This window comes from Vibrio profundi, from assembly GCF_005281835.1.
Classification (GTDB): domain Bacteria; phylum Pseudomonadota; class Gammaproteobacteria; order Enterobacterales; family Vibrionaceae; genus Vibrio; species Vibrio profundi.
Map to the genome: position 1 here is coordinate 29,757 of NZ_RZIS01000011.1, position 12,217 is coordinate 41,973.

Consider the following 12,217-nt stretch of genomic DNA (forward strand, 5'->3'; position numbering starts at 1 on the left):
TTAGGCGTTATAGATCGGTAAATCGATGGATGATCTGGTTAGCGCTGCCCCGCCACTTCAAACTTGGATCAGCTTGATCTTGTACAAACTTTCCATCAATAAGCGTATCCACCAGCTCGACTACTTCACGCTGTTCTGCAGTAAGTTCACTCAGTGTATAGCCAGTCCACACCCAAATGTCTTTATTCGGGCATTCATTCCGAACACGTTTTACTAGAGCCAAGACTTCGCTCACATTCGCAGGATGAAGCGGATCGCCCCCTGAAAGTGACAAGCCTCTACGCTTAATACGCGTATCATTTAAATCTGCAACGATGTGGTCTTGAAGTTCCTTAGTGAATAAATGGCCTGAGTCCAACCGCTGAGTCGACTGATTGTAACAACCACGACACTGGTGAACGCAGCCAGAAACAAACAGCGTACACCTCGTTCCTGGCCCGTTAACTACGTCAATCGGATGATATTGGTGATAATTCATAAAGATCCGAATCCGAGTTACAAATGCTTAACGCGGCGCTTAACTTCTTCTTGCTTACCAAAGTTAAACGGTCTTGCATCAGGGCTTCCTAGGTAACCGCAGACACGTCGCGTCACAGATACTTTGGTAGAGTCATGGTTGCCACATTTAGGGCAAGTAAAACCTTTGCTTGTACAATCAAACTCACCGTTGTAACCACATTCATAGCATTCATCAATCGGTGTGTTCGTGCCGTAATAAGGTACACGCGTGTAGCTGTAGTCCCACACATTTTCCAACGCTTCAATATTGTTCTGCATATTCGGAAATTCGCCATAACAAATGAAACCACCACTCGAAATTTCTGGGTATGGCATTTCGAAATCGATCTTATCGTATGGGTTTACTTTCTTTTGTACATCTAGGTGGAAACTGTTGGTGTAGTACCCGCGATCAGTCACACCTTCGATCACGCCAAACTCTTTCGTATCAATACGACAGAAACGACTACATAGGTTTTCACTCGGTGTCCCATATAAGCTAAACGCATAGCCCGTTTCTTCTCTCCATTCTTGAACCGTCTTTTTCATATGTTCGACGAGCTCCAACGCTTTGGTGCGCATTTCGCTATCGTCGTACAAGTGCGGATCACAGCCAAACAGTGCTGTCATTGCTTCATGGATACCGATATAGCCAAGTGAAATAGACGCGCGACCATTTTTGAAAATATCGGCAATAGAATCGTCAGCTTTTAAACGAACACCGCATGCCCCTTCCATATATAAGATTGGTGCCACGCGTGCTTTTACATTTTCTAAACGTGAAATACGTGTTTCTAACGCTCGACGAGCCAACTTCAGTTTATCGTCTAATAGTTCATAGAATTCCGCCATATCGCCATTCGCTTTAATAGCAATACGGGGTAAGTTTAAGCTCACAACACCTAAGTTGTTACGACCTTCATGGATTAACTCACCATTTTCTTCATATGTATTCAAGAAGCTACGGCAGCCCATTGGAGTTTTGAATGACCCTGTCACTTCTACAACTTTGTCGTAGTTAAGAATATCTGGATACATACGCTTAGATGCACACTCAAGAGCTAATTGTTTAATATCGTAGTTTGGATCGTCTTGTTTGTGATTAAGGCCGTCTTGAATCGCGAATACTAGTTTAGGGAATACCGCAGTCTTGCGATTCTTACCTAGCCCAGCAATACGATTTTTAAGAATTGATTGCTGGATCAGCTTGCTTCCCCAACTCGTACCTAGCCCAAAACCAAAGGTTACAAATGGCGTTTGACCGTTAGCAGTGTGTAACGTATTAACTTCGTACTCTAGTGATTGAAACGCGTCATAACACTCTTTCTCGGTTCGAGATTTCGCGAATGCTTCTGGGTTGTGAATATCCCAATCTTTAGCTAATTGAAGGTGCTTTTCATAACTCGCCAAAACGTAGGGTTCTAGAACTTCATCTATACGATTGATGGTAGTGCCGCCATAAATGTGGCTTGCAACCTGAGCAATAATTTGTGCAGTAACTGCTGTTGCGGTCGAGATCGACTTCGGAGTGTCGATTTCAGCGTTACCCATTTTAAAGCCGTGCGTTAACATACCTTTAAGGTCGATAAGCATGCAGTTAAACATTGGAAAAAATGGTGCGTAGTCCAAGTCGTGGTAGTGAATATCACCGTCTTCATGCGCTTTGACAATATCACGTGGCAAAATGTGAGTTTTTGCATAATGTTTAGCCACAATACCAGCAAGCAAATCGCGCTGTGTTGGAATTACCTTACCGTCCTTGTTCGCGTTTTCATTGATCAGGTCTACATTACTTTCTTCAATTAGCCCTTCAATTTCACGCGTAAGTGCACTCTGCTTCTCGCGAGCGATGTCGCGGTCATGACGGTATTCGATGTAAGAACGAGCAAGCGACTTGTATGGCCCTTGCATCAATTCATTCTCAACCATGGTCTGAATTTCAGAGATATGAACTTCTTCGTATTCTTTCAGTTTTAACTCAACAGCTAATGCCACATTTAGTGCATAAATTGCGATTTCTTTACCTGCTTGTTCCGATGCTGCTTCCACTGCGGCTTGAATGCGATCTCTGCTAAACGGAGCTCTTGAGCCATCACGTTTGATTACGATTGGTTTCACCACTTCTCCTTACCCTAAGCGTATTCACAGACTTATCCACAAACACACTATATAGAGCGATTTATAATTCAAATAACACAAGATGTTGTGGCGTATTTAACGAAAAGCACTAAAGAGACGTATTGATATAGATCAATAAAAATTGGCTGTAGAACAAGATCAAATCGATCTGTTTGCACAAGCTCCCATTCAAAAAAGAAACAATGAAAATTGTATTTATGACGTATTTTTTGCTTGAAATTCTATGACTGCTGATACGATAACGGCTAGAGATAACCTTATGAGTTTATGTTAATGAAAACCAAACCTATTACACGAATATTCAGTGCAATATTCTCTATATTGATCGCGCATTCTAGTTTCGCTCAACCGCTTAATATTTCTACATGGAACATTGAATGGCTCACAAGCACCCCAGACCATAACATCAAACAGAGTCAGCGTAATGAACAAGACTTTGAAAAACTTAGCCACTATTTTCAATCGTTAGATAGCGACGTACTGGCGTTTCAAGAAATCGACAGTGCTGAGGCGATCCAAACGATCATAGGTAACGACTACACCGTTGTTATGTCTGAACGCGCCGATAAAGACAACGCTAAGCACCAGTTCAAAGATATTAATCAATTTACAGGGTTCGCTATTCGCGACCACGTGACGTTTACGAACATGGATGATTTGCAGCTCTCAGGAGGGGCTACCAGCAAGTTAAGGTTCGCCAGTTATATTAAGGTGAACCGCGGACAGGAAAGCGAACTACATATTCTTAATGTCCACCTAAAAGCTGGCTGTTCTGGGGCGTATCGGAATAACCGTAATTGCAACATTCTCAAATCACAAGGCAAAAGCCTTCAATCTTGGATTCAGGATAGAGAGCGACAGTCTCAAAGCTACGTCATTTTAGGGGATTTTAACCATAATATGGGCTATCCCAATGATTGGTTTTGGACGCAATTATCAAACAACGCGGATGCTAGATTAATCACTCAACATACAAAAGCGCAATGTAAAGTTCGCTCACGCAAGAATCCAACCAAGACACACCAATTTCGTAACCTCATCGACCATATTATCGTCAGTGATGACCTAACGACACAAAGCACAGAGCAGCAGGTATTCGAATCGAATGATGTCCTTAATTACCAATTAAGTGACCATTGCCCTGTTTCAACGCAAATAAATAAGTAAATTTTCTTTAGTAGACAATTGGCTCAGTAAATACGATTAAACCTAGAGAATATGAATAACAAGGGCGGCATGATTTGCGGCCCTTTATATAGATTGTACTAATTAGGACGACTTTTGCTCTTGGTACAATACCGAAGGTTCGGAATCTAACTTGGTTATTACCCCTCTCGCTACCAGCATTCCAACTAACATCGCTAACGTAAACATCACGATCACATGAGAGCCAGAACCAAGGCTTGATATTGCAGGACCAGGGCAAATACCAGCAATCCCCCACCCGATGCCAAATACCACGGAACCTACGATCAACCGTTTATCTACCGTCTGTGTTTTAGGCTGCGCGATCGTTTCTCCATTAACGGCATTGGCGCGAGGCTTTATTAGAAAGTGATAGAAAGGTATAAAAACCACAAGCGCTCCCCCCATCACAAACGCTAAGCTCGGATTCCAATCACCTGTAATGTCCAAAAATCCAATCACATTCTGTGGATCAGCCATACCAGAGATAATCATACCCGCACCAAATAATATCCCTGACAATAAGCTGCTTACGATACCTATCAAGTTCATGGTTTTCATTACATAATCCCTAGCTGGCGTTTTAACCAGACGACAGCAATTGCTGTGAACATAAAGGTCACCGTTGCGTAAATTGAACGTTTTGATAATCGCCCCATACCTACGATGCCATGACCACTCGTGCAGCCGTTCCCTAGCCTAGTACCAAATCCAACTAGTAAACCCGCCAGAATAACAATCAAAATATTTGGGCTTTCAATTTGTGGAAGAGAAAAACCAAATGGCCTGACAAAAATAAATGCAGATACCATCCCAGTAATAAAAGTAAGACGCCACATCATGTCACCTTTAAGCGGAGATAACATACCACTCACCACTCCGCTAATACCGGCAACTTTTCCTGAATAGAGCATCAACACTCCTGCTGATAACCCCAATAACGCCCCGCCGAATAGCGCATGCCAAGGAACTGAAAACTCCATCATCACCTCTCTTTACGATCTGAGCAAAAAATTGAATGCAAACAAGTAATCAGGCTTTCAGCTTTTTTATCTGCGAGAGAGTAGAAAACCTGTTGCGACTCTTTCCTCGCCCGAATAATTCCGTGTTTACGGAGTACCGTTAAATGCTGAGAAAACGCTGATTGAGTTAATGACGATACTTTTTGGAGTTCACCAACGCCGACTTCACCTTGAGTTAATTGGCATAACACCAGTAGTCGCTCTTGATGAGACATTATTTTTAAAAGTTCAGCCGCCTCACTAACTGCCCCTTGCATTTCATCAATGCTAATTTCTTGCTGCGTCATGAGCCTTACCTTATCACTTCAATCTTTAATTTAGAGCTTACTAATAAATATAAATAAGTCAATGCTAATTTAGCAACTATGAAATTAGATAGGTTAACATTAGACTTTTCTAATTAAAGATTCTAGTATGGCTCAACTCTTATAAAAGACTACTGATTAATAGCTGGAGAAATACATGACTAAAATATTGATTGTTGGCGGCGTTGCTGGTGGCGCATCGGCTGCAGCACGTGCACGTCGACTGAGCGAAGAAGCCGAAATTATCATGTTTGAGCGTGGTCCATTTGTGTCATTCGCTAACTGCGGTCTCCCGTATCACATCAGCGGCAACATCAAAGAAAGAAGTAAACTTCTTCTCCAAACTCCCGATAGTTTTCTAGCGCGCTTTAATGTTGACGTTCGTGTAATGAATGAAGTCATCCAAATTGACCGCACTAACAAGAAAGTGGTCGTAAAGAACCTATCTGACGGAAACTCTTACACTGAAAATTACGATTTTCTGTTACTCAGCCCAGGCGCAGGCCCAGTAGTCCCACCCATTAGCGGTATAGACAATCCATTAACACACTCATTAAGAAATATCCCAGATATGGATAAAATCTTAGCGACCCTACAAAACAATAAGCCAAAGCACGCAACCGTTGTGGGTGGCGGGTTTATCGGATTAGAAATGGTCGAAGCATTCCATCAGTTAGGGATAGACACTTCTCTTATTGAAATGGGTAATCAAGTCATGACGTCCGTTGATAGAGAGATGGCTGGATTTGTACACAGTGAAATCCGCAGCAAAGGGATTGATCTACAACTAGGCGCGGCACTTGAAGCTATTCAATATAATCCTGATGAACGTAACCTGTGCCTAACTCTGAACAATGGCAATACCCTTGAGACTGAAATATTGATCATGGCCATTGGTGTTAAACCCGAAACAAGATTAGCGGTAGATGTAGGCTTAGAGATCGGCGATCTTGGCGGGATCAAGGCTACCCCTTCAATGCAGACTAGTGATCCATTTATTTACGCGGTCGGTGATGCAATTGAAGACCAAGATTTCGTTACCGGTGAAAATTCATTAGTACCGTTGGCCGGGCCTGCCAATCGTCAAGGTCGTATGGCCGCAGACAACATGCTAGGACGTCAAGAAACCTATCAAGGTACACAAGCAACGGCTATTTGTAAGGTATTTGACCTCGCCGTTGCGTCGACAGGTCAAAACGAAAAGCAGCTTAAGCGTAATGCCACCAATTATGAAAAAGTTTACGTCCATACCGCGAGCCACGCGAGCTACTATCCTGGCGCAGAAATCGTTTCACTCAAAATGTTATTCGATCCTGAAAACGGTAAGATTCTCGGCGCTCAAGCGGTTGGCAAAGATGGCGTAGACAAACGTATTGATGTCATGGCCGTTGCCCAGCGCGCTGGTATGACAGTAGAACAACTGCAGCACTTGGAACTGACTTATGCACCACCTTACGGCAGCGCTAAAGATGTGATCAACCAAGCCGCCTTTGTTGCCACGAACATTATGAAAGGTGACGCAACGCCTATCCACTATGACGAAATTGATAATCTAAACGACAATCAACTGCTGTTGGATGTACGCAACCCTAGTGAATTAACGAATGTCGGTTATTTACCGGGAGCTATCAACATTCCCGTAGATCAGTTGCGAAATAGAATGGATGAGCTACCAAAAGACAAAGAAATCGTGATTTACTGTCAAGTTGGGTTACGCGGTAACGTGGCATATCGACAGCTAGTCAATTCCGGTTTTAAAGCTCGTAATTTGATTGGTGGTTATCGTACCTATAAGTTCGCGCAAGCCTAACTGTGCCTGGTCCTAAACTACGTTGATCGCAAAAAGGCCTACCATTAATGGTAGGCCTTTCAATCATGCAGCATCTTAACAAGTCATGATTTAACTATGCTTGTTTTTCTCGGCAATCCACTGTGACATGTACTTGGTGCTCGTCATCGTATGGTGTTTCAACATTGAACCAGTAAAGTTAAGCAGCCTGTGCTCCGCTAAGTTCGATTCCATTACCGAAATTCTTTCTATTAGCACCCGACCTAACTCTTCAGCGTTATAACGTTGCTTTAACAGGCCATGGCAGCCGCTCTGTGCTTGGCTCCATTTCTCTTGGTCTTGATACAAATCTACTGCGGCTTGAACAAAAGTATCTAACTCGTCTTCTACTGCGCCCGGCCAAACGTCTTCGTCACTAGGAAGCATACCCTCAGCGCCAATTGAGCTCGTAATACTTGGGGTTTGTACTTTCATTGCATCGAGCAGCTTGCCCTTGATACCAGCGCCAAAACGAAGTGGCGCGATACAAATACGTGCTTGCTCGACGACTTCCTGCGCATCCTTTGCCCAACCTTTAACATGGAAGCCTGTTTTAGGATTATGCAGTGCTGTCGCTTTTGGTGGCGGATAAGAACCATAGATATGAAGCTCGGCATCTGGAAGTTGCTTACGAATCTTTGGCCATATTTGTTGAAGTTGTAATACAGCGTCCCAGTTAGGTGCATGACGGAAGTTACCGATCGTCATGAAGTGCTGACGCTCTTCAAACCCTAACGTTGAATCAGTTAACGTATCCAAATCCACCATAAACGGAAGGTGATGAATCAAAGACGCGTCGACTTTAAACTCATTCACCAACAAGTCCATTTCAAAACTGGAAATGATCAACGAAAGATCGCAACGTAAGATAGCTGCGATCTCTCGCTTTGCTAAATCACCGAATAGATCTTGTTTGGTCATTTCACGATCCGCTTTAACAGCTTGATGCCTCGCATTACGCAGACACTGTAAATCTTCGGTATCGAGTATTTTTAGCGCATTAGGACAACATTTTTCAACTCGCCAACCAAATTGTTCTTCCATCATAAAACGATCGAACATGACAATATCTGGCTGTAATTCTGAAATGTACTCATCAAAACTATCGCAATTTAACTGAATGTTTTTACTAGAAATACCTTCACTACCGAGATCGGTCATATGTTCCGTTTCTTGAGCTGGCGTTGCAAACTCAACAGCCCACCCTTGATTCTTAAACAATCTAAGAATAGACATCATATGGCTACCCGCCGCTGATGAATTTGGTTCTGGCCACACGTAACCGATCGCTAATACTTTTTTCACTAATTTTTTCCGTTATTCCAAAAAGAAAGGGACTGAATCATTCCAGTCCCCTTTTCATTCTTTCGATTGCTCTGAGATTAGAACAATCAATATATCACTTACAAACGTTGTTTCAGTTGAGCTGCTGGAACATAACCGCCAACTTGATGGCCGTCCATTGTAAAGATTGCCGGAGTGCCCGTCACGCCTAACGTTTTGCCAAGCTCGTAGTATTTGGCAACCGTTGCTTCACACGCTTGTAACTCATCAGCGCTTAATCCTGCTTTTCTTTCAGGCGTCGAGTTCGATACTTTTGTCTGATGCAGTGCGGCCTTTCTGTCTTCGGCACAATACGTGTTAACCAGCATCTCATAGCCAGGACCTTGAGTACCTGAACGTGGGAACGGCAAATAATGGATATTTATCATTTGCTCTTGGTATTGATCCATTTCCCCATGTAACTTTCGGCAGTAGCCACAAGTTGGGTCAGAGAAAACAATCACGGTATCTGCGTTCTTTGCATCTTTTACGTCGTATGAAATTACGTCTTTTTCATCAATCGATGCTAGCAACGGAGCTGCGAACAAAGCATCAAAATCTTGAGTAATATAAGAACCTGATTTTAAGTCTAGAATGCTGCCGTTTTGGTGAATTAGTAATGACTCAATATCTTTCATGTAAGTCATGGTGTAACTACCATTACCATCACTCAATTTGAACATGTAGTTATCAGAGTCGCTAAGCTGAACCAAACCGTTAATAGAGATCCCGTCAGAAGGCAAGTTGAACGCCTCTGTCATTTGTTTCTTAAGCGATGCAGTGATTTCTTTCAATTCAGACTGCTCTGGTGCTTTTAACTCGACAGCAGCATTGGCCGTTAGGCTTAAACCAGCCAGCATTGATATTACAAATTTCTTCATTAGACACTCCGAAAAGTAGCGAAGTTAACCGCTACTTTTTAATCCTTTTACACGTTATTAGGGTTATTCTTGCAGTGCTCTATCGCGTTAGCTAAAAGCTCCAATGCTGTCTTATCAGTTTCAGGGAGAACGGCATCAGACGCACCCAACGGCGTTACGCGGTCACCCCACTTGATGTGACCTGCACCCCATGTGAGGCCAGCGCCAAAAGCAGCAGTTAGAATGTTGCTATTTGGTTTGATAAAGCCTTGCTCTACCGCTTCACATAAAGCAATTGGAACGGTCGCAGCAGATGTATTACCGTATTGTTGAATATTTACAAAGGCTTTCTCACGCTCAATGCCTGCCATATCACATAAAGTCTGGATAATGCGGATATTTGCCTGGTGTGGAATTACAACGTCGATATCATCTGTCGACAGGCCCGTGCGGCTTAGTACAGAGTGCGCAGCGGCGCCCATACCTTTCACAGCACGCTTGAATATTTCTTTACCAACAAAGTTAAAATCCCAATGCCCATTATCAGCAGCAAATCGGTCCATCGACGTACCAAACTTTGGAATCGCTAGGATATCGCGGCCTTCTGCATCACAGCCGATCTGAGCTTTTTGTAAACCTAACTGTTTTTCAGTACGGCTTACCACTACGGCACCCGCGCCATCGCCGAACAAAACAGCAGTGTCGCGCTTAGTCCAATCAATATAAAAAGACAGACGCTCAGCACCAACAATGATCGCATTACGGTAATTGCCAGCTTGAATTAAACGAGTCGCAGTTTCCAGGCCGTAAACAAAACCTGTACATGCCGCGTTTAAATCAAATGCTGCCGCTCCTTGAATACCAAGTTCACGTTGCACTTTCGATGCAATATTCGGCAGTAATGAATCTGCTGAGCAGCTAGCAATAATAATTAAGTCGATATCTTCTGCAGTCACGCCTGCACAAGCCATCGCTTGCTTCGCCGCTACAGTAGCTAAATCAGAGGTGTTTACGTGGCTAATTCTGCGATTTTCGATACCGGTGCGAGTCTTAATCCACTCGTCTGAAGTTTCAATGAAAGTACTTAAATCATCATTAGAGAGCGTTGCTGGTGGTAGGCACTTTCCCCAGCCAGTAATTTCGGCGTAAAAATTTGTCATCATTAACCTATTTATTGTTTGTTTTTATTTGCGTATCTTAAGGTACATTTCAAACAGTATAAGCGCTCAGGGCCACTCACGTAAATCGTGACAGCCTAAGAGTGACAATAAAAAGAGAAAGTTATGTCAACATTCAACACTCGTTGCCCATCTTGTAATGGCGTTAATCGTGTTCCTTCTGATCGTATTTCTGAAAGCCCAACATGTGGCAAGTGCAAAAGCGCGCTTCTCGATGGTGCTCCTATCGAAGGTACTTCCCTAAACTTCCAAGAATTGATGAACAGTGATCAGCCTGTTGTTGTCGATTTTTGGGCAACATGGTGTAACCCATGCGTCGGTTTTGCACCGGTTTTCAGTGACGTAGCAAAAGAACGCGCTGGTGATGTTCGCTTTGTGAAAATTGATACCGAGGCTCAACAGCAACTCGCCGCGCAATTCCAAATTCGCAGTATTCCAACCATCATGGTGTTCAAAAATGGTCAGCGTGTCGATACCATCAACGGTGCGCTACCTAAATCTCAATTTGATCAATGGCTTAACCAAGCAATCACCAAGTAACCCATCTCCAACTTTTGAATTTGTTCCGCTTTAAAAGCCGCTCTAAATTCGATTCGTGACGACAACTTTCTTTTGTCGTCACGAGCAATATTTCTCGTTTTACCCTTTCGCATATTTAATCCATAGTCGCGCCAATTACTTCATTCCACTCTGTATTTGGAGCTTACGACATTGGAAAACACTCTACCGAACACCCGCATAGCAGTTCCTGTTATTGCCCTATCATTGTATGCCATCGCATCAGGCTACTTAATGAGCTCAATCCCGCTCATGCTGCCTGGCTACGGCTTAGATAGTGCGCTTGCGAGTTGGTTAGCGAGTGCGTTCTATGCAGGCCTACTGATGGGAACAATAGTGATTGAGCGATTTGTTTCTTATTACGGTCACAAGCAGGCTTTCTGTATTTGTTTAAGCGTGTTCATTGCATCGATTTTGATCCTGCCAGTACTGCCGCTCAAAGAAGTGTGGTTACTCGCACGTTTTATTGCAGGCGTTTCTGTAGCCGGAATTTTTGTCATCGTTGAGTCATGGTTGCTTTGCGGTGATGAATCACAACGTGCAAAGCGTTTAGGCATTTACATGTGTTCACTTTATGGTGGTACTGCGTTTGGGCAACTAGGGATTGGTTACCTCGGTATTGTTGGAGGTGTCCCATTTATCGCAATGTTCACTTTGTTGTTCGGCGCTTTGCTCGTATTGATCTTTGGCAATGCTCAGTCACCTCAGTTGCAACATTCTGAATCATTGTCGTTTAAACAGATTTCAAAGCTAAACCACAGTGCTTTAATTGGCTGCATTGTTTCTGGGCTAACGCTAGGTGCTATGTATGGGTTAATGCCTGTCGAGCTTGTGAACCGCCAAGTAAAAGCAGAAGACGTAGGTGGTCTTATGGCGTTAGTGGTACTGGGAGGAATGTTAGTGCAACCCGTTGTCACTTGGTTATCAAAGTATATTGGTCACACACTATTAATGGCATTTTTTTGCATATTAGGTGTCGCGGCAATTGGCGTTGTGACCTTAGTTAATAGCTTACAAGTTCTAGCGGTATGTCTGTTTTTGTTAGGCATGGCGACATTCGCACTGTACCCAATTGCGATCAATTTAGGCTGCAATAAAGTCGATACGCTCTACCTAGTATCGGTGACACAAGTCATGCTGTTTTGTTACAGCGTCGGCTCTGTTGTTGGCCCTGTGATTGCAAATAGTTTTATGGGCACTCGCTCTGGGCTGCTGACTTACTTATTTGCGTCACTGTTAGCAACAACGATCTACATGTTAATTGCCAGCCTGAAGCGTTCACACCTACAAGTTGCAGGCGAATAATTTACAAAAAATAAAG

12 protein-coding genes are annotated in these 12,217 nt (G+C 43.3%); 4 read left to right on the plus strand and 8 right to left on the minus strand.

The features are described from left to right. Positions 1-7 precede the first annotated feature (7 nt). Positions 8-478: an anaerobic ribonucleoside-triphosphate reductase-activating protein gene (nrdG, locus tag ELZ11_RS20585; protein WP_137359263.1), complete on the minus strand. Its 471-nt coding sequence runs from the start codon at positions 476-478 to the stop codon at positions 8-10. Between the two features lie 17 nt (positions 479-495). After that, positions 496-2,616, minus strand: coding sequence for an anaerobic ribonucleoside-triphosphate reductase (gene nrdD, locus ELZ11_RS20590; RefSeq protein WP_137359264.1), 2,121 nt, complete (start codon positions 2,614-2,616; stop codon positions 496-498). Positions 2,617-2,910: 294 nt separating this feature from the next. Here nrdD and ELZ11_RS20595 point away from each other — a divergent pair, with 294 nt between their 5' ends. Beyond that, positions 2,911-3,804, plus strand: coding sequence for an endonuclease/exonuclease/phosphatase family protein (locus ELZ11_RS20595; RefSeq protein ID WP_137359265.1), 894 nt, complete (start codon positions 2,911-2,913; stop codon positions 3,802-3,804). A 102-nt stretch (positions 3,805-3,906) separates the two neighbouring features. Here ELZ11_RS20595 and ELZ11_RS20600 read toward each other — a convergent pair whose 3' ends face one another. The 3 genes from ELZ11_RS20600 to ELZ11_RS20610 are packed head-to-tail and all read right to left on the minus strand — an operon-like array spanning position 3,907 to position 5,131. Continuing rightward, a complete protein-coding gene (locus ELZ11_RS20600; protein WP_137359353.1) occupies positions 3,907-4,374 on the minus strand; it encodes a YeeE/YedE family protein in 468 nt (155 codons plus the stop codon). Positions 4,375-4,382: 8 nt separating this feature from the next. Continuing rightward, positions 4,383-4,805, minus strand: a complete 423-nt coding sequence (locus ELZ11_RS20605) for a YeeE/YedE family protein (RefSeq protein ID WP_137359352.1) — start codon at positions 4,803-4,805, stop codon at positions 4,383-4,385. A 2-nt stretch (positions 4,806-4,807) separates the two neighbouring features. Beyond that, the gene (locus ELZ11_RS20610; RefSeq protein ID WP_244291693.1) at positions 4,808-5,131 is read right to left on the minus strand and encodes an ArsR/SmtB family transcription factor; all 324 of its coding nucleotides are present in this window, start codon (positions 5,129-5,131) and stop codon (positions 4,808-4,810) included. A gap of 175 nt (positions 5,132-5,306) precedes the next feature. On the opposite strand from ELZ11_RS20610, the gene ELZ11_RS20615 reads away from it, so the two are divergent. Next, entirely contained in the window at positions 5,307-6,959 is a 1,653-nt protein-coding gene (locus ELZ11_RS20615; RefSeq protein ID WP_137359266.1) for an FAD-dependent oxidoreductase, read from the plus strand. 90 nt (positions 6,960-7,049) lie between these two features. On the opposite strand, the gene ELZ11_RS20620 is transcribed toward ELZ11_RS20615, so the two are convergent. From ELZ11_RS20620 to ELZ11_RS20630, 3 genes are all read right to left on the minus strand, one after another. Further along, positions 7,050-8,282 carry a glycosyltransferase gene (locus ELZ11_RS20620; RefSeq protein ID WP_137359267.1) on the minus strand — a complete coding sequence of 411 codons (1,233 nt, stop codon included), beginning with the start codon at positions 8,280-8,282 and terminating at the stop codon, positions 7,050-7,052. Positions 8,283-8,380: 98 nt separating this feature from the next. After that, positions 8,381-9,181 (minus strand): DsbC family protein, encoded by an 801-nt coding sequence (locus tag ELZ11_RS20625; RefSeq protein WP_137359268.1) that lies wholly within the window; start codon positions 9,179-9,181, stop codon positions 8,381-8,383. Between the two features lie 47 nt (positions 9,182-9,228). Then, positions 9,229-10,320: a ketoacyl-ACP synthase III gene (locus ELZ11_RS20630; protein WP_137359269.1), complete on the minus strand. Its 1,092-nt coding sequence runs from the start codon at positions 10,318-10,320 to the stop codon at positions 9,229-9,231. 123 nt (positions 10,321-10,443) lie between these two features. Here ELZ11_RS20630 and trxC point away from each other — a divergent pair, with 123 nt between their 5' ends. Both trxC and ELZ11_RS20640 read left to right on the plus strand, forming a co-directional pair. Next, on the plus strand, positions 10,444-10,878 hold the full coding sequence (gene trxC, locus ELZ11_RS20635; protein ID WP_137359270.1) for a thioredoxin TrxC: 435 nt from the start codon (positions 10,444-10,446) through the stop codon (positions 10,876-10,878). 171 nt (positions 10,879-11,049) lie between these two features. Then, complete coding sequence (locus tag ELZ11_RS20640) at positions 11,050-12,201, plus strand: MFS transporter (RefSeq protein ID WP_137359271.1); 1,152 nt, start codon at positions 11,050-11,052, stop codon at positions 12,199-12,201. The last annotated feature ends 16 nt before the right edge of the window (positions 12,202-12,217 follow it).